Below are 17,105 nucleotides of genomic sequence, written 5' to 3'. Positions count from 1 at the left end.
CGCGATGACGACGCCGTGTCAGCACCGTCACACTCGCTCGACCGTGCCGCCCGCCGTGCCACCCCCTGCGGCCGACCACCCGTGCACGTGTGCACGGGTGTCCACGCCGCCTCCCGCTAGCGTGGCGCCGTGGACGACGACCTCAGCGCTGGCCCCGCTGCCCCGCGGCGCGTGGTGCTCGACGCCGGCGGGCGCGCTCCCCTGCGTCCGAGTGCGCGCGCCGCGTTCGTCGAGGCGCTGGACCAGGGCTGGGCCGACCCGCGCCGCCTGCACGCCGAGGGCCGCCGGGCCCGCGCGCTGCTCGACGGCGCGCGGGAGGCGATCGCGGGTGCGCTCGGCGCGCGGACGCAGGACGTCGACCTCGCCGGGTCGCACACCGCCGCGCTGCACGCTGCGGTGCTCATGGTCGCGCGCGGGCGGCGCCGCGTCGGCGCGGACGTGGTCACGAGCGCCGTGGAGCGCGCGGCCGTCCTGCACGCGGCGGACTTCGTCACGCAACGCTCGGCCGGCGAGCACGTCACCGTACCGGTCGACCGGTCGGGCGCGGTCGACCCCGACGCTCTCGCGGCCGCACTGCGCGCGCCGGGCGTCGCGCTCGCCGCGCTGCAGCACGCGAACGGGGAGGTCGGCACGCTCCAGCCCCTCGACGCGGTGCACGCCGCCGCGCGCTCGGCGGGTGTGCCGCTGCTCGTCGACGCCGGCGCGAGCGTGGGACACGTGCCCACGGGATCGTCGTGGGACGTGCTCGCAGCGGACCCGGGTGACTGGGGCGGCCCGGGTGGTCTCGGCGTGCTGGTCACGCGCACGGGCGTGCGGCGTGCACCGGACTGGCCGCAGGACGAGGACCGATGGTTCCCGGGCGGTGTGTCGGTCCCCGCGGCGCTCGCCGCGGCGGTCGCGCTGCAGGACGCGGTCGCGGCCGCGCGCGAGGAGGACCAGCGGCTGCGCCCGCTCGTCGACACGATCCGCGCGACGGTCGCGGCGCGCGTCCCCGATGTCGACGTCGTCGGCGACCCGGTGCACCGGCTCCCCCACGTGCTGACGTTCTCGTGCCTGTACGTGGACGGTGAGGCGATCGTCTCCGAGCTGGACCGCCACGGCTTCGCGGTCGGCTCGGGCTCGGCGTGCTCGTCGAGCACCCTGGAGCCGTCGCACGTGCTCGCCGCCATGGGCGCGCTCACCCAGGGCAACGTGCGCGTGGCGCTGCACCACGCCACCACGGCGCAGGACGTCACCGACTTCCTGGCCGTGCTGCCGGGCGTCGTCGCGGAGCTGCGCGCGAGCCTCGGCGTGGTCTGACGGGAGCACCCGCAAGGACGACGAGGACCGCAGGGACGACGAAGGCCCGCTCGCTCGCCGGGGCGAGGAACGGGCCGTCGTCGGACCAGGTCCGAGGCGTCAGCTGAAGGAGCCGCCGCACGCGCAGGCGCTGCCCGCGTTCGGGTTGTCGATCGTGAAGCCCTGCTTCTCGATGGTGTCCGCGAAGTCGATCGTCGCGCCCTCGAGGTACGGCACCGACATGCGGTCCACGACGACCTCGACGCCGTCGTAGTCGCGCACCGCGTCACCGTCGAGCAGGCGCTCGTCGAAGTACAGCTGGTAGATGAGGCCGGAGCAGCCGCCGGGCTGCACGGCCACGCGCAGGCGCAGGTCGTCACGACCCTCCTGCTCGAGCAGGCTGCGAACCTTGTCCGCCGCGACGTCGGTGAGGTTCACGCCGTGCGTGGCGACCTCGGTGGTCTCGCTCATGAGCACTCCTGACGGAAGACGAACGTTCTTCGCAGGACCCAACCCCGCCGGCGCGGCAGATGTTCCCGGTGGGCGGGTGCGGATCCTGGCGACAAGCGTACGCCCGCACGCCCGGTGAGCCGCGGGACCGAGAGGCACGCCACAGCGTGGCGAGGCTCAGGCGGGCGACCACGTGCGTGCGACACGCGCGACCCGCGCCGCGAGCGTGCCCGCGGGGTCGGCGAGCGCGGGCGCGACGAGGTCGTCCCGGTCGGCGACCGCGTACGCACCGGCGAGCCCGGCGGCGGCCCACTCGCGGCGCCCGACCTCGACCTGACCGGCGACGACGATCGTCGGGACGGCGTGCGGCAGGGCGCGCTCCGCGACGAGCGCGGCGACCTTGCCGTGCAGCGACTGCCAGTCGAAGCGTCCCTCCCCCGTCACGACGAGGTCGCTCGCGGCGATGCGCGCGTCGAGGCCGACGACGTCCGCGACGAGCGCGGCACCGGGCACCACCCGCCCGCCGACCAGCGCGAGCCCGAAGCCCAGGCCCCCCGCCGCGCCGGCGCCGGGCGCGTGCGTGAGCCGCTTCGCCGCGGCGGCCGGGCCCGCGGGTCCCGCGAGCAGGTCGGGCCGCAGGTCCGCGCCGAGCGCGTCGACGGCGGCGCGCGAGAACGTGGCGAGCGCGCGCTCGAGGTCCTGCGCCTGCTCGGGGGTCGCGCCCTTCTGCGGGGCGAAGCCTGCGCTCGCGCCCTGCAGGCCGAGCAGCGGGACGTCGACGTCGGTCGCGACGAGCAGGTCGACGTCGCGCCAGGAGTCGCGCAGCGCACGCAGCCCGTGCAGGTCGTCGGGACGGACGTCCGTGAGCGCACCGCCGCCGTGGCCGAGGACGTCGCGGGGGTCCGGGTGGCCGAGACCGACGAGCAGGCCCGCGCCGGCGTCGTTGGTCGCGGACCCGCCGAGGCCGACGACGACGCGGCGGGCCCCGGTGGTTCGCGCGGCGGCGAGCAGCTCACCGAGGCCGCGCGTGGTGGTGCGCGTGGGGTCGCGGCGGTCGGCGGGCACGAGCGCGAGGCCCACGGCGTGCGCGGACTCCACGTACGCGGTGCGGCCGCGCTCGTCGTCGACGACCAGCACCGCGGCGGGCGCGGGGTCTGCGAGCGGTCCGGCCACGGTCACCGCGACGAGCTCGCCGCCGAGAGTCGCGCGCAGCGTCTCGACGAACCCCGGCCCGCCGTCCGACAGGGGGCAGCCGGTCACCTCGTCGTGCGGCGCGGCCGCGCGCCACGCGTCGACGACGGTCGTCGTGGCCTGCGCGGACGTCAGGCTCGAGCCGAAGCAGTCGGGGGCCACCAGCACTCGCACGCCGCGCATCGTCGCACGTGCGGGCGGAGTGTGACGTCGCCCACGCCCGCGAGCACGCGCAGTCCTCGCGGGCGCGCGGGTGCGTTGTGCGAGGATCGCCCCGTGAGCCTGACGACCACTGGCACGTCCGAGCCGGCCACCGGCGCGTTCGTCGAGCCGGCCCCCTCGGCCCTCCTGCTGCTGGGCCGCGGCGTGGACCTCACGTCCGAGCGCGGGGTCGAGTGCGCGGGAGCCCTGCCGGCGCCCAGCGACCCCGACCTCGTCGAACGGGCGCGCGCGGCGCGCGCGGCGCTCGGCGACCGGGCGTTCGTCCTCGGGCACCACTACCAGCGCGACGAGGTGATCGCGTTCGCCGACGTCACGGGCGACTCGTTCAAGCTCGCACGCGAGGCGGCGGCGCGTCCCGAGGCGGAGTTCGTCGTGTTCTGCGGCGTGCACTTCATGGCCGAGTCGGCCGACATCCTCACCTCGGACGCCCAGCAGGTCGTCCTGCCGGACCTGGCGGCGGGCTGCTCGATGGCCGACATGGCCGCGATCGACCAGGTCGAGGACGCGTGGGACGTGCTCGTCGACGCGGGCGTCGCGGACGACACCGTCCCGGTGACCTACATGAACTCCACCGCGGCGATCAAGGCCTTCACGGGCCGCCACGGCGGCACGGTCTGCACATCGTCGAACGCGCACGTCGCGCTGCGCTGGGCGTTCGAGAAGGTCGGCGGCGTCGACGGCACCGGCAAGGTGCTGTTCATGCCCGACCAGCACCTGGGCCGCAACACGGCGGTGCAGCAGCTCGGCCTGTCGCTCGACGACTGCGTGGTGTTCGACCCGCGGCGTCCCGGCGGCGGGCTGACGACGCAGCAGCTGCGCGACGCGCGGATGATCCTGTGGCGCGGGCACTGCTCGGTGCACGGGCGGTTCTCGGAGCGCAACGTCGCGGACGTGCGCGCGGCCGACCCGGGCGTCACGGTGCTGGTGCACCCCGAGTGCAAGCACGAGGTCGTCACCGCGGCGGACATGGTGGGCTCGACGGAGTACATCATCAAGGCGCTCGACGCGGCCCCCGCGGGATCGTCGTGGGCGATCGGCACCGAGCTGAACCTCGTGCGTCGCCTCGCGGCGGCGCACCCCGACAAGACGGTGCACTACCTCGACTCGACGGTGTGCTTCTGCTCGACGATGAACCGCATCGACCTGCCGCACCTGGTGTGGACGCTCGAGTCGCTCGCCGCCGGACGCGTCGTCAACCGGATCGTCGTCGACCCCGACGACGCGCACTGGGCGCGGGTCGCGCTCGACCAGATGCTCGCGCTGCCCGGTTACTGACGCCGCCCTCGACCCCGGCCCGGCATCCAGGAGAAGTCGTGTCCACCGAGAAGCCCATCCGCATCGGCCTGTTCGTGTTCGACGGCTGCGAGGAGCTCGACGTCGTCGGGCCCTACGACGTGCTCGCGTCGTGGGCGCACCACGGGCGCTCGGACACCGAGGTCCTGACGTTCTCGTCGGACGGGCTGGCGGTGCGCTGCGCCAAGGGCCTGGGCCTCGTGCCGGACACCGACGCGGAGGGCGCCCAGAACCTGCACGTCCTGGTGTACCCGGGCGGGCAGGGCACCCGGGTGCTGATGCGCGACGAGGAGCACCTCGCGTGGGTCCGGCAGATGCGTGCCCGCACGCCGCTCGTCGCGAGCGTGTGCACGGGGGCGCTCGTGCTCGCCGCGGCGGGGCTGCTCGCCGGTCGGCCTGCGACCACGCACTGGGCGTCGCTCGACCTCTTGGCCGAGATCGACCCGAGTGTGCAGGTGGACCGGGCGGCCCGGTTCGTCGACGACGGCGACGTCGTCACCTCGGCGGGCGTGTCCGCGGGCATCGACATGGCGCTGCACCTCGTGGCGCGGCTCGACTCGGTCGAGGCGGCGCGGGCCGTGCGCCGTGGCATCCAGTACGACCCGCACCCGCCGGTCTGACCCGACACGGGACCCGGCGCGTACCGGTGAGTAACATCGCGACGTGATCCGCACCCTCCAGCTCGCGGCCGCCACCTACCGTCCGCGCCGCCCGGTCCCCGGTCAGGACCTGTTCAGCCCCTCCGTCACCCGCATGCGCGTGCACCTGTCCGACCTCGACCTGTACCGCCACGTCAACAACGGCATCTACCTGCAGTGCATGGACGTGGCCCGGTCGAACTACCTGGCCGACCTCGGCTCGTTCGACGCGCTCAACGAGCGCGGCTGGTACCCCGTCGTCGCCGCGCAGACGATCAAGTACCGCCGCTCGCTCACGTTCCGCCAGCGGTTCGAGATCACGACGACCGTGCTCGGCTGGGACGCGCGCGTGGTCTACCTCGAGCAGGCGTTCTCCCGACGGGGCCGCGACGGCCTGCCCGAGCACGTGGCGCGGGGCGTGGTCGCAGGGCGGTTCCTGGGCCGCGACGGCACCCGCGTCGCAGCGCCCGACGTGGTCGAGCTCCTCGCCGGCTCCCCCGTCCCGAGCCCGCCCGTCCCCGACGACGTCGCGGCCTGGGCCCGCGCGGTGGACGTCGCCGCCCGCTGAGCGCTCGCGGACCGGGCTCGGTCACCGAAGCGCTCGGAGCTAGTTGCCGTACCGATGGTCGATCGCCCCGACGCTCGGGCTCACGGGGAAGCGCACCCGGAGATCGTTCGTGGGCGTTGCTCGTCGGCGCGCCGACCACGGGCAGCATCACCGGAGATCGTCCGATCCCCGGCGAACGCCGCGCGTCCCCGTGTCAACGGGCGAGGCGGTCCAGGAGGAGCGCTTCGGCCAGGACGACGTTCTCGAGCTCGCCCAGATGTACGGACTCGTTGGCGCCGTGCGCGCGCGAGTCGGGGTCCTCGACGCCGGTCACGAGGATCGCCGCGTCCGGCCGCAGCTCGAGCAGGTCCGCGATGAACGGGATCGAGCCGCCGATGCCGATGTCGACGGGGTCGGTCCCCCACGCCTGCGCGAACGCCCAGCGGGCGGCCTGCATCGCAGGCGAGTCGGCCGGAGCCTGGAACGGCCTGCCCTGCTCGCCCTCGCGCACGGTCACGCGCGCGCCGAACGGCGCGTGCGCCTCGAGGTGCGCGCGCATCGCGGCCATCGCCTGCGCGGGGTCGCTCCCGGGCGCGATGCGCACCGAGAGCTTGGCGGTGGCGCGCGGCGCGATGGTGTTGGACGCGCTCGCGACACGCGGCGCGTCGAACCCGATCACGCTGATCGCCGGGCGGGTCCACAGCCGCGCGGTGAGGGGGCCGGTACCGGCGAGTCGGACGCCGTCCAGCACGCCCGCGTCGGCACGCAGCGCGGCCTCGTCGTAGTCGACGCTCGGGTCGGCGGCGCGGTGCAGCCCGGCGACCGCGACGTCGCCGTTCTCGTCGTGCAGCGTGGCGACGAGCCGCGCGAGCAGCGTGGGCGCGTCGAGCACCGGGCCGCCGTACATGCCGGAGTGGATCGCATGGTCGACGGCCTGGACCTCGACCTCGAGGTCCACGAGTCCCCTCAGCGACGTCGTCAGGCCGGGCGTCCCGACGGCCCAGTTGGACGAGTCCGCGACGACCATGACGTCGGCGACCGCGAGCTCGTCGTGGTGCGCGCGCAGGAAGTCGGCGAACGTGGGCGAGCCGATCTCCTCTTCCCCCTCGACGAAGACGACGAGGCCCACGCCGAGCTCGTCGCCGAGCACGCGCAGCGCACCGACGTGCGCCACGATGCCGGCCTTGTCGTCGGCCGCGCCGCGCCCGTACAGGCGCCCGTCGCGCTCGACCGGCTCGAACGGCGCGGTCTCCCACTCGGCCTCGTCGCCCGGGGGCTGCACGTCGTGGTGCGCGTACAGCAGCACGGTGGGCGCACCGGGAGCCGCGGGGCGCGTGGCGAGGACGGCGGGACGGCTGCGACGACCATCGGCACCTGCGGCGTGCACCACGCGCACGTCGGGCAGACCGGCCCCGCGCAGGAGCTCGGCGACGTGCGCGGCGCTCGTCGCGACGTGCCCCTGGTCGAACTCCGCGTTCGAGACGCTCGGGATGCGCACGAGCGCCTCGAGCTCGGCGCGCAGCGCGGGGAACGCGGCGGCGGTGCGGGCCCGGAGCTCGGCGACGCGCTCGGGGGTGGGCAGGGCGGACAGGGCGTGGTCGGTCGTCACGGCCAGTCACGCTACTCGACTACCCTGGAGTGGTGTTCGGACGCCAGAAGCCCCCCGTGACGACCCCCGACCCGAGCGACGACCGGCCGGTCGGCGTCATCGAGGAGGGCAAGGGCCGCCCGACGCCGCGCCGCAAGGAGGCGGAGGCCGCCAACCGGCGCCCGCTCGTGCCCGCGGACCGGCAGAGCGCCGCGAAGGCCGCGAGGGCCGCGCAGCGTGAGCAGCGCGACCGCGAGTACAAGGCGCTGCAGGCGGGCGACGAGAAGGCCATGCCCCCGCGTGACCGTGGGCCCGTGCGGCGCTACGTGCGCGACTACGTGGACGCGCGCATCAACCTCGGCGAGATGTTCCTGCCCATCGCCGCCGTCTGCCTCGTCGTGCAGCTCTCGTTCGCGCAGATCAACGCGTACGTGTCGGTCATCGCGCTGTTCCTGCTGTACGCGTACGTCATCGCGGCGATCCTCGACGCGGTCGTGCTGTGGTTCCGCCTCAAGCGGCGCCTGGTCGCCAAGTTCGGCGAGGTCCCGCGCGGGACGCTCATGTACGCGGTGATGCGGGCCTTCCAGCTGCGCCGCTCGCGTCTGCCCAAGCCTCAGGTGAAGCGCCGCGCCTACCCCGAGTGACGCACGCCGGGGACGGTCGGGTGCGTGTGGTCACCCTCGGGTCGAATCGGTTCGAGCGACGGCCTAGGCTGGCCCCATGGTCAACTACCGATTCCTGGGCCGCTCGGGCCTCAAGGTCACCGAGATCATCTACGGCAACTGGCTGACGCACGGCTCGCAGGTCGAGAACGACACCGCGAAGGCGTGCGTGCGTGCCGCGCTCGACGCGGGCATCACGACGTTCGACACGGCCGACGTGTACGCGAACACCGCGGCGGAGACCGTCCTCGGCGAGGCGCTGAAGGGCGAGCGCCGCCAGTCGCTCGAGATCCTCACGAAGGTCTACTGGCCGGTGGGTCCGAAGGGCGCCAACGACTCGGGACTGTCGCGCAAGCACATCCTCGAGTCGATCGACGGTTCGCTGCAGCGTCTGCAGACGGACTACGTCGACGTCTACCAGGCGCACCGCTACGACCACTCGACGCCGCTCGAGGAGACGATGGTCGCGTTCGCGGACGTCGTGCGGCAGGGCAAGGCGCTCTACATCGGCGTCAGCGAGTGGACGGCGGACCAGATCCGCGAGGGCGCCGCCCTCGCGCGTGAGCTGCGCATCCCCTTCGTCTCGAGCCAGCCGCAGTACTCGATGCTGTGGCGCGTCATCGAGGAGGAGGTCGTCCCCGCGTCGCGTGAGGAAGGCCTCTCGCAGATCGTGTGGTCGCCGGTCGCGCAGGGCGTGCTGACGGGCAAGTACCTGCCCGGCCAGCCCGCCCCTGCGGGGTCGCGCGGCACCGACGCCAAGGGCGGCGCGCAGATGATCAGCCGCTTCCTCGAGGACACGGCGACGCTCGAGCGCGTGCAGCAGCTGCGTCCGGTCGCGGACGAGCTGGGCCTGTCGATGGCGCAGCTCGCGGTCGCGTGGGTGCTGCAGAACGACAACGTGGCCGCGGCCATCATCGGGGCGTCGCGTCCCGAGCAGGTCGCGGAGAACGTCAAGGCGTCGGGCGTCACGATCCCCGACGAGCTGCTCGCCCGCATCGACGAGGTGCTGGGCGACAGCGTGGTGCGGGACCCGGGCGAGACCGCCCGGACCTCGCCCTCGTCGCGCTGACCTCAGCGCCTCTCGGGAACGCCTGCTCGGTCGGGCCGGTCGTCGTGGTCGACGGCCGGCCCGACCGCGTCGTGACGCGTCGACGGCGCGGCGTCCACCCGCAGGCGCGGGAGCAGGACGTGCACGAGCGGTCCGACGAGCAGCGCGTACGCGATGGTGGCGACGCCGAACCGCCCGCCGAGCAGCATCCCCGTCGCCACCACCACGACCTCGATGGAGGTCCGCACGACGGCGACCGACCAGCCGGTGCGCGCGACGAGGCCGGTCATGAGCCCGTCGCGGGGGCCGGGGCCGAGCCCGGCGCCGACGTAGAGCGCGGTGGCGAGGCCGTTGAGGGCGATGCCCGCGGCGGCGACGAGCACGCGCCAGCCCGGGGCGAGGTCACCGACACCGCCGAGCAGTGCGAGGAACGGGTCGACGAGCACGCCGATGACGAGCACGTTGGCGACCGTCCCGAACCCGGGGCGCTGCCGCAGCGGGATCCAGCACGCGAGCACGAGCGCGCTGATCGCGATCGTGACCGTGCCGAAGCTCGCCCCCGTACGGCCCGAGACGCCCTGGCTGAGCACGTCCCACGGCATGTTGCCCAGCCCGGCGTCGACGAGCATCGCGATGGACAGCGCGTACAGCACGAGGCCGAGCGCGAGGCGCACGAGGCGCCGACCGGCGGGGGTGGGGATCACCGACCCATCCTCGCCGACGGGACCGACGTGCTGCGCGGGAGCTCGAGGGTGGTTCCCTCCGCCCAGTCCCGCGGCGCCGCTGCGGCACCGGCCCTGCCACCCCGCGAACCGTCCGCACGGACGACCCGCCCCAACGCTGCCACGAGCGCGACGAGGACCCCTGTCACGACGACCACCATCTCCATGGGCACCAATCTGGCGGGGCATGGCTATTGATTCCATAGCCACTTCTGCAAGAGTGGCTACATGGCAGACGAGCTCTCCAGCGACCGGCGCATCTCCGGGCACGGGGTCGCCACGCTCCTCGGCACGTGGACCAGACCGGGCCCGGCGTACGTGGCCCTCGCCGACGCTCTGCGTCAGGCCGTCCTGTCCGGGGCCTTGCCGCTGCGCACCCGGCTGCCCGGTGAGCGCGAGCTGGCCGAGGCGCTGCGGGTGTCGCGCACCACCACCACCGCCGCCTACGACGCGCTGCGCGACGAGGGCTACCTCGTCTCGCGCCGCGGCTCCGGGACGGTCACCACGCTCCCCGCGCGCCTGCCGCAGCCGGGCCCGGCACCCACCCGGCCGACGAGCCTGCGCCCCGACGACCTCGTCGACCTCACGACCGCCGCCCCGCAGGCGCCCGAGGGCCTGCACGACGCGGTGCGCGACGCCCTCGACCTGCTCCCCCGCTACCTCCCGACCACCGGCTACTCCCCCGCCGGGCTGCCCGAGCTGCGGGCCGCGATCGCGGCGCGGTACACCGAGCGCGGCACACCGACGACCCCCGATCAGGTGCTGGTCACGACGGGTGGTCAGGAAGCGATCCACCTGCTCGTCGCCGCGCACGCCGGGCCGGGCGACCGCGTGCTCCTCGAGCACCCCACGTACCCGCACGCGCTCGACGCCGTGCGGGCCGCGTCCGCGCGGCCCGTCGCCGTCCCGTCCGGTCCGGACGGCCTCGACCTCGACCTCCTCGCGTCGACCGTGCGTCAGGCGTCACCTCGGCTCGCCTACCTCATCCCCGACCACCGCAACCCGACGGGCACGTCGCTCTCGGCGGACGAGCGCGTCCGCGTGCGGGACCTCGCCGTGCGCACGCGCACGCTCGTCGTCGGCGACGAGGCGCTCACCGACCTCACCCTGGACGGGCCGGAGCCGGCGTCGTTCGCGGGCGACGGCACCGCCGCCCAGGTCGCGTGCCTCGGCTCGGCGTCCAAGACGTACTGGGGCGGGCTGCGCATCGGCTGGGTGCGCGGGCACCGTGACCTCGTCGGCCGGCTCACGGCGCAGCGTGCGCACGTCGACATCGGCTCGTCGGTGCTGGACCAGCTCGTCGTCGCCCGCCTGCTCGCCGAGCGCGACACGGTCCTGGCGCAGCGTCGCGCGATGCTGCGTGAGCGCCGCGACCTGCTGCGCGGTCTGCTCGCCCAGCGTCTGCCCGGCTGGCGGCCGAACCTCCCGCCCGGCGGCCTCGCCCTGTGGGTGGACCTGGGCGCGCCCGTCTCGTCGGCGCTCGCCGCGCTGGCGCCGCGCCACGGCGTGCGGGTCGCGGCCGGCCCGGTGTTCGGTGTCGAGCCCGGGCTCGAGCGCTACCTGCGCGTGCCGTTCACGGAGCCGCCCGAGCGGCTCGAGCGCGCGGTGGACGGCCTGGCGCGGGCCTGGGCCGAGCTGGGTGTCGTCGAGCGAGCGCCCGCGCAGGCCGAGCCGTCGCTCGTCGTGATCTAGGCCTCGCCGCCCGGGCGAGGAGGGTCAGGACCGGGGCAACGGGATCGGCGGACCGACCGGGCGGTCCTCCTGACGCAGCGACGCCACCGTGACGCCCTGCCCGGCGAGGGTGCGCCAGTGCTCCCCGAGCCACTGCTCGGCGTCGTAACGGTTGCCGAACACCGGGCTGACGGGCCGGTCCAGCGTGCCCGACGGGCCGGAGAGCTGCCACTCCCACTGGGGGCGCAGCGTGCTCACGCCGCCTCCTCCTGCCGGGCGTCGGCCGCCAGTGCGCGGCCCACCCGCGCCGCCCACGCGGGGCCCTCGTAGATGAACGCCGTGTAGCCCTGCACGAGGGTCGCGCCGACCGCGAGGTACTCGCGCGCGTCCGCGGGCGTCGTGATGCCACCCACCCCGATGATCACGGCGTCCTCACCGAGCCGGGTGCGCAGCCGGGCGACCACGTCGAGCCCCCGCGCGAGCAGCGGCGGGCCGGACAGCCCACCGGGACCCAGGTCGTGGCCGATCGTCGTGTTGACCGCCACCACGCCGTCGAGCCCGAGCTCGACGGCCAGGTCGGCGACCGCGTCCACGTCCGCGTCCGACAGGTCGGGGGCGATCTTGACCAGCAGCGGCACGGGGTTGACGGCGGCCGCCGCGGTCGCCTCGTCGGCCGCCACACGCACCGCCTCGAGGATCGGGCGGAGCGCCTCGACGGACTGCAGGTCACGCAGGCCGGGGGTGTTGGGCGACGAGACGTTGACGACCAGGTAGTCGGCGTACGGCGCCAGCCGGGACGCGCTCGTCGCGTAGTCGGCGGCCGCCTGCTCGGCGGGCGTCACCTTCGTCTTGCCGATGTTGACGCCGACGACGAGCGAGCGGCCGTGCGGCGTGCTGCGCAGCCGCGCGAGGCGGCGCGCCACCACCTGCGACCCCTCGTTGTTGAAGCCCATCCGGTTGCGCAGCGCGCGGCGGTCCAGCACCCGCCACAGCCGGGGCGCCTCGTTGCCGGGCTGCCCCTGGGCCGTGACCGTGCCGACCTCCACGAACGCGAAGCCGAGCATCGCCAGCCCCTCGACCGCACGGGCGTTCTTGTCGAACCCCGCCGCGAGGCCGAACCGGCCGGGCAGCTCGCGCCCCCACACCCGGACCGCGCCGCTGCGCGGGACCGCGAACAGCGGGGCGACGAGCGCGCGCAGCACGGGCGCCCGCCCCACGAACGAGATCAGGCCGAACGCGACCTCGTGCGCGCGCTCGGGGTCCATACGCCGGAAGACCAGGTCGAACAGGAGGCGGTACACGCGCTCACCCTACGGTCGGCGCGGCGTCGTCGTCGGGTACGTCCAGGCCGGGCGGCACCGGCCGCCCCGTCCGCCACAGCCACCACAGCCCCAGGAACGGCAGCACCAGCGGGACGTACCCGTAGCCCGCACCGAACTGCGACCACACCGTCTCGTCCGGGAAGTCGCCCACGTCGACGAGCGACAGCACGCCGACCGTGAGCACCCCGACGAGCTCGAAGCCCACCGTGACCCACGCGAGTCGCCGCAGGTCACGGGCGAGCGCGATCGTCGCCACGACGTACACGATCCCCGCCAGGAGCGAGAGCACGTACGCGAGCGGCGCCTCGTCGAGCTTGGTCGTCACCTGGTACAGGCCGCGCGCGGTCGCCGCGAGGGCCAGCACGCCGTACACCGCGACGAGGAGCCGGCCCGCACCCGAGCCCGTGGGGCGGTGGGCCGGCGCCGGCCCGGGCGTCGGTGCGTGCGACGGTCCGGTCACAGGGTCCCCCAGATCTGCAGGAGCCGGAGCTCCAGGAAGGCGACGGTGAGCGCGGCGACCAGCAGCACGACCGAGCTCCAGCGCGTGCGCTCCGCGAACGCCCAGGCGGCGGCGAGCGGCAGGACGATCAGCTGGGTCACCACGTAGCCCCACACGAGCACGCCGTCCACCGCGTGCTCGCCCGTGACCTGCACGACCGCCAGGACCACGGCCTGCACGACGAGCGCGCCCTCGACCACCGCGGCACCCCACAGCTGGCGCAGGACGACCGCGCGGTCCCGCACGACGAACCACAGGGCCCAGCCGGCCAGGGCCGCGCAGAGCAGGCCGACGACGACGGCGATCACGAGGTTCACGGCTGCACAACCTACCCCCGCACCGCGCACGCACCGGCCCCGCGCCACCCCGCACGTCCCGAGGCACGGCGCGGACACGCGGTTACGATCGTCGCGTGATCTCACTGACCTCGAAGAACCCCGCCCAGCTCGCCGTCGACGCCGTCGTCGTGGCCGTCCGCCCCCGCGGGAACGCGGTGGACGCGGTCGACGCCGCGTGGCTGCCCAAGGAGCTCGTGCAGCTCCTGGCACGCGACGCCGCGCGCCTGGGCATCACGGGCGCCGTCGACGAGGTCCGCCGCCTGCCCGGGACGGGGCTCAAGGCGTCGACGCTGGTCCTGACCGGCGTCGGTGACGCCGAGCTCGACGGCTCGGCGGCCGGGCGCGAGGCGCTGCGCCGCGCCGCGGGTGCCGCGACGCGCGAGGTCGCCGGGCTCGAGTCCGTCGCGGTCGCGCTGCCGACGCCCGACGCCTCGTCCGTGGGCGCGGTCGCCGAGGGCGCGCTGCTCGGCGCGTACGCGTTCAGCCGCTACCACTCGCTGCACGACGCGCCCGTCGCACGCGTCGAGCTCGTCACGGACCGCACCCGGGACAAGGCCGCGGGCGAGGCCGTCGCGCGCGCCGAGGTCGTCGCGGCCGCCGTGCACGCGACGCGGGACCTGGTCAACACCGCGCCCAACGACCTCTACCCCGCCGTGTTCGCCGACGAGGCGAAGGCCGCGGTCAAGGGCGTGAAGGGCGTCAAGGTCACCGTGCTCGACGAGAAGGCGCTCGCCGCGGGCGGCTACGGCGGGCTCGTCGGCGTCGGCCAGGGCTCGGCCCGGCCCCCGCGCCTCGTGCGGGTCGCGTACTCGCCGGCCAAGCCGCGCGCGACCGTCGCGCTCGTCGGCAAGGGGATCACGTTCGACTCGGGCGGCATCTCGATCAAGCCCGCCGCGGGCATGGAGGCGATGAAGTCCGACATGGCCGGCGCCGCCGCCGTGCTGCACACGGTCGTCGCCGCCGCCCGGCTCGGCCTGCCGGTGGCCGTGACCGGCTGGCTGTGCCTCGCCGAGAACATGCCGTCGGGCACCGCGCAGCGCCCGTCCGACGTGATCACGATCCGCGGCGGCACGACGGTCGAGGTGCTCAACACCGACGCCGAGGGCCGCCTCGTCATGGCGGACGGCCTCGTCGCGGCGCTAGAGGAGAAGCCCGACGTCGTGCTCGACATCGCCACCCTCACGGGTGCGCAGGTCGTCGCGCTCGGCCACCGCGTGTCCGCGGTCATGGGCACCGACGAGGCACGCGACCGCGTGGTCGCCGCCGCGGGCGAGTCCGGCGAGCTGTTCTGGCCCATGCCGCTGCCCGACGAGCTGCGCGCGGGCCTGAAGTCGAAGATCGCGGACATCGCGAACATCGGTGAGCGCTGGGGCGGGATGCTGTCCGCCGGTGTGTTCCTGCGCGAGTTCGTCGGCGACTCGCCGTGGGCGCACCTCGACATCGCCGGCCCCGCGTTCAACGAGAAGAGCGCGCACGACTACACGCCGGTCGGCGGCACCGGCGTCGGCGTGCGCACGCTGCTCGCGCTCGTCGAGTCGTACGCCTGACGGCCCGCGCAGGCACAGCCCCGACGGTTACCCTCTCGCCATGGGCCTGTTCCGCCGACTCTCCTCGCGACGTCCCGACCGTTCCGGCACGTCCGACGAGTCCCGCGAACCCTCCCCCAAGGAGGCGCGGGAGGCGACGCTCGCCCACCTGCAGGACTTCGTCAGCACGCGCGTGGGTGTCGAGGCGTACGTCGAGCCGCAGACCAACGTGACCCCCACGACCGTGATGCTCGTGGCGACGGACGGCGAGTGGACGCGGCGCCGGGTCCCCGACGCGCGTGCCGCCGCGCAGCTCGCGTCCACGCTCGGTATCCCGGTGTACGACGTGCAGCGCACGGGGTACCCGCAGCGCGTGCGCGACTGGAACGCGCGCCAGCGCATCGAGCGGCGCCGCGCGGCGTCGTCCTGACTGCCTCGGAGAGCAGACCTGGGATGACTGTTCCGAGCGTCACACCGGTCGCCGAGGGGCTACGGTCGATCCGTCGCAGCCGTGATGACAAGATGGTCGGCGACTCGGCAGACCCACACCCCCGCGTGCGCGGCCTGCGAACCTGTCGTCCTTGAGCTGAGGAGTCTGCACGTGGCCGAGACCACCGGCACCGCCTTCGACATCGTCGTCCTGGGAGCGGGAAGCGGTGGCTACGCGGCCGCCCTGCGCGCGGCCCAGCTCGGCAAGAACGTCGCCCTCGTCGAGGCCGACAAGGTCGGCGGCACCTGCCTGCACAAGGGCTGCATCCCGACCAAGGCGCTGCTGCACGCCGCCGAGCTGGCCGACAACGCGCGAGAGGGTGCGCACTACGGCGTGCACACCACGCTCGACCACGTCGACATGGCGGGCGTCAACCAGTACAAGGACTCGGTGATCGGCGGCCTGTACAAGGGCCTGCAGGGCCTCATCAAGTCGCGCAAGATCACGGTCGTCGAGGGCTACGGCAAGCTGACCGGCCCGAACACCGTCCAGGTCGGGGACCAGACGCTCACGGGCGAGCACATCGTGCTCGGCACCGGCTCGTACGCGCGCTCGCTGCCGGGCCTCGAGATCGGCGGTCGCGTCATGACCTCCGACCAGGCCCTCACGCTCGACTGGATCCCGAGGTCGGCGATCATCCTCGGGGGCGGCGTGATCGGCTCGGAGTTCGCGTCCGTCTGGAAGTCGTTCGGCGCGGACGTCACCATCATCGAGGCTCTCCCCCACCTGGTCCCCAACGAGGACGAGGCGCTGTCCAAGGCGTTCGAGCGCGCGTTCCGCAAGCGCGGCATCGCCTTCAACCTGGGCGTCCGGTTCTCGGGCGTCACGCAGGACGACGACGGCGTGCACGTCTCGCTCGAGGACGGCAAGACGTTCGACGCCGACGTGCTGCTCGTCGCGGTCGGCCGCGGACCGAGCACCTCGGGCCTCGGCTTCGAGGAGCAGGGCATCACGCTCGACCGTGGCTTCGTCATCACCGACGAGAAGCTGCACACGGGCGTCGCGAACATCTGGGCCGTCGGCGACATCGTCCCGGGCCTGCAGCTCGCGCACCGCGGCTTCGCGCAGGGCATCTTCGTCGCCGAGCAGATCTGTGGCCTCAACCCCGCGCCGATCGTCGAGTCGGGCATCCCGCGCGTCACGTACTCCGAGCCCGAGGTCGCCTCGGTCGGCGTGACCGAGGCGCGCGCCAAGGAGCTCTACGGCGCGGACGGTGTCGAGACGCTCGAGTACAACCTCGCCGGCAACGGCAAGAGCAAGATCCTCGGCACGCAGGGCTTCGTGAAGCTCGTGCGCCAGAAGGACGGCCCCGTCGTCGGCGTGCACATGATCGGCGCGCGCGTCGGCGAGCTCATCGGCGAGGGGCAGCTCATCGTGAACTGGGAGGCGTACCCCGAGGACGTCGCCGCCCTGGTCCACGCCCACCCGACGCAGAACGAGGCGCTCGGCGAGGCCCACCTGGCACTCGCCGGCAAGCCGCTGCACGCCCACAACTGACCTGGAATCGAAGGAGACGACGCGGTCATGTCCCAGAACGTGCAGCTTCCCGCGCTCGGTGAGTCCGTCACCGAGGGCACCGTCACCCGCTGGCTGAAGAACGTCGGCGACACCGTCGAGGTC

General features: G+C 74.4%; 19 protein-coding genes. 11 read left to right on the top strand and 8 right to left on the bottom strand.

The features are described from left to right. Positions 1–129 precede the first annotated feature (129 nt). Positions 130–1,299, top strand: a complete 1,170-nt coding sequence (locus CUD01_RS05530; RefSeq protein ID WP_244937674.1) for a cysteine desulfurase family protein — start codon at positions 130–132, stop codon at positions 1,297–1,299. A 99-nt stretch (positions 1,300–1,398) separates the two neighbouring features. Here CUD01_RS05530 and erpA read toward each other — a convergent pair whose 3' ends face one another. Both erpA and CUD01_RS05520 read right to left on the bottom strand, forming a co-directional pair. After that, positions 1,399–1,749: an iron-sulfur cluster insertion protein ErpA gene (erpA, locus tag CUD01_RS05525; protein ID WP_094182205.1), complete on the bottom strand. Its 351-nt coding sequence runs from the start codon at positions 1,747–1,749 to the stop codon at positions 1,399–1,401. Between the two features lie 156 nt (positions 1,750–1,905). Continuing rightward, a complete protein-coding gene (locus CUD01_RS05520; RefSeq protein ID WP_166771996.1) occupies positions 1,906–3,102 on the bottom strand; it encodes a glycerate kinase family protein in 1,197 nt (398 codons plus the stop codon). A gap of 93 nt (positions 3,103–3,195) precedes the next feature. Between CUD01_RS05520 and nadA the strand changes: the two genes are divergently transcribed. The 3 genes from nadA to CUD01_RS05505 are packed head-to-tail and all read left to right on the top strand — an operon-like array spanning position 3,196 to position 5,640. Further along, positions 3,196–4,416, top strand: a complete 1,221-nt coding sequence (gene nadA / locus CUD01_RS05515) for a quinolinate synthase NadA (protein ID WP_094180232.1) — start codon at positions 3,196–3,198, stop codon at positions 4,414–4,416. Positions 4,417–4,454: 38 nt separating this feature from the next. After that, positions 4,455–5,054: a DJ-1/PfpI family protein gene (locus tag CUD01_RS05510; protein ID WP_141319381.1), complete on the top strand. Its 600-nt coding sequence runs from the start codon at positions 4,455–4,457 to the stop codon at positions 5,052–5,054. 43 nt (positions 5,055–5,097) lie between these two features. After that, positions 5,098–5,640, top strand: coding sequence for an acyl-CoA thioesterase (locus CUD01_RS05505; protein WP_141319379.1), 543 nt, complete (start codon positions 5,098–5,100; stop codon positions 5,638–5,640). Positions 5,641–5,833: 193 nt separating this feature from the next. Here the strand turns inward: CUD01_RS05505 and CUD01_RS05500 are convergent, their stop codons facing one another. Continuing rightward, entirely contained in the window at positions 5,834–7,228 is a 1,395-nt protein-coding gene (locus CUD01_RS05500; RefSeq protein WP_141319377.1) for a dipeptidase, read from the bottom strand. A gap of 56 nt (positions 7,229–7,284) precedes the next feature. Here CUD01_RS05500 and CUD01_RS05495 point away from each other — a divergent pair, with 56 nt between their 5' ends. Together CUD01_RS05495 and CUD01_RS05490 are read left to right on the top strand one after the other, a co-directional pair. After that, positions 7,285–7,851, top strand: coding sequence for a DUF3043 domain-containing protein (locus CUD01_RS05495; protein WP_232514681.1), 567 nt, complete (start codon positions 7,285–7,287; stop codon positions 7,849–7,851). A gap of 76 nt (positions 7,852–7,927) precedes the next feature. Beyond that, positions 7,928–8,938, top strand: a complete 1,011-nt coding sequence (locus CUD01_RS05490) for an aldo/keto reductase family protein (protein WP_141319375.1) — start codon at positions 7,928–7,930, stop codon at positions 8,936–8,938. A gap of 2 nt (positions 8,939–8,940) precedes the next feature. On the opposite strand, the gene yczE is transcribed toward CUD01_RS05490, so the two are convergent. Further along, positions 8,941–9,621 (bottom strand): membrane protein YczE, encoded by a 681-nt coding sequence (yczE, locus tag CUD01_RS05485; RefSeq protein ID WP_244937673.1) that lies wholly within the window; start codon positions 9,619–9,621, stop codon positions 8,941–8,943. Between the two features lie 246 nt (positions 9,622–9,867). Here yczE and yczR point away from each other — a divergent pair, with 246 nt between their 5' ends. Further along, the gene (gene yczR / locus CUD01_RS05480) at positions 9,868–11,331 is read left to right on the top strand and encodes a MocR-like transcription factor YczR (RefSeq protein WP_141319373.1); all 1,464 of its coding nucleotides are present in this window, start codon (positions 9,868–9,870) and stop codon (positions 11,329–11,331) included. A gap of 24 nt (positions 11,332–11,355) precedes the next feature. Here yczR and CUD01_RS05475 read toward each other — a convergent pair whose 3' ends face one another. Genes CUD01_RS05475 through CUD01_RS05460 form a run of 4 tightly spaced genes read right to left on the bottom strand, consistent with a single transcriptional unit; the run spans position 11,356 to position 13,448 of the window. After that, entirely contained in the window at positions 11,356–11,568 is a 213-nt protein-coding gene (locus tag CUD01_RS05475; protein WP_244937672.1) for a hypothetical protein, read from the bottom strand. Further along, the gene (locus CUD01_RS05470) at positions 11,565–12,611 is read right to left on the bottom strand and encodes a quinone-dependent dihydroorotate dehydrogenase (RefSeq protein WP_141319371.1); all 1,047 of its coding nucleotides are present in this window, start codon (positions 12,609–12,611) and stop codon (positions 11,565–11,567) included. Before CUD01_RS05470 ends, CUD01_RS05475 begins: the two co-directional genes overlap by 4 nt. Positions 12,612–12,615: 4 nt before the next feature. Beyond that, positions 12,616–13,092 carry a hypothetical protein gene (locus CUD01_RS05465; protein WP_141319369.1) on the bottom strand — a complete coding sequence of 159 codons (477 nt, stop codon included), beginning with the start codon at positions 13,090–13,092 and terminating at the stop codon, positions 12,616–12,618. Continuing rightward, a complete protein-coding gene (locus CUD01_RS05460; protein ID WP_141319367.1) occupies positions 13,089–13,448 on the bottom strand; it encodes a hypothetical protein in 360 nt (119 codons plus the stop codon). The genes CUD01_RS05465 and CUD01_RS05460 overlap by 4 nt, the downstream gene beginning before the upstream one ends. Before the next feature lie 95 nt (positions 13,449–13,543). On the opposite strand from CUD01_RS05460, the gene CUD01_RS05455 reads away from it, so the two are divergent. From CUD01_RS05455 to CUD01_RS05440, 4 genes are all read left to right on the top strand, one after another. Beyond that, positions 13,544–15,016 (top strand): leucyl aminopeptidase, encoded by a 1,473-nt coding sequence (locus CUD01_RS05455; RefSeq protein ID WP_141319365.1) that lies wholly within the window; start codon positions 13,544–13,546, stop codon positions 15,014–15,016. Between the two features lie 40 nt (positions 15,017–15,056). Continuing rightward, positions 15,057–15,425 carry an oxidoreductase gene (locus CUD01_RS05450; RefSeq protein WP_094180251.1) on the top strand — a complete coding sequence of 123 codons (369 nt, stop codon included), beginning with the start codon at positions 15,057–15,059 and terminating at the stop codon, positions 15,423–15,425. A gap of 171 nt (positions 15,426–15,596) precedes the next feature. After that, the gene (gene lpdA / locus CUD01_RS05445) at positions 15,597–16,982 is read left to right on the top strand and encodes a dihydrolipoyl dehydrogenase (protein WP_141319363.1); all 1,386 of its coding nucleotides are present in this window, start codon (positions 15,597–15,599) and stop codon (positions 16,980–16,982) included. Between the two features lie 27 nt (positions 16,983–17,009). Further along, the coding region (locus CUD01_RS05440; RefSeq protein WP_141319361.1) for a biotin/lipoyl-containing protein at positions 17,010–17,105 on the top strand (96 nt) is incomplete at its 3' end.

Source organism: Cellulomonas uda (assembly GCF_006538705.1).
GTDB classification, from domain to species: domain Bacteria; phylum Actinomycetota; class Actinomycetes; order Actinomycetales; family Cellulomonadaceae; genus Cellulomonas; species Cellulomonas uda.
This window is presented reverse-complemented; position numbering and strand designations above follow the sequence as displayed.

Bases quoted from the DNA above. Each gene is read 5' to 3' on its own strand.
- CUD01_RS05450 (WP_094180251.1), top strand. From the start codon at position 15,057: ATGGGCCTGTTCCGCCGACTCTCCTCGCGACGTCCCGACCGTTCCGGC.
- yczR (WP_141319373.1), top strand. From the start codon at position 9,868: ATGGCAGACGAGCTCTCCAGCGACCGGCGCATCTCCGGGCACGGGGTC.
- CUD01_RS05490 (WP_141319375.1), top strand. From the start codon at position 7,928: ATGGTCAACTACCGATTCCTGGGCCGCTCGGGCCTCAAGGTCACCGAG.
- CUD01_RS05520 (WP_166771996.1), bottom strand. From the start codon at position 3,102: ATGCGCGGCGTGCGAGTGCTGGTGGCCCCCGACTGCTTCGGCTCGAGC.
- erpA (WP_094182205.1), bottom strand. From the start codon at position 1,749: ATGAGCGAGACCACCGAGGTCGCCACGCACGGCGTGAACCTCACCGAC.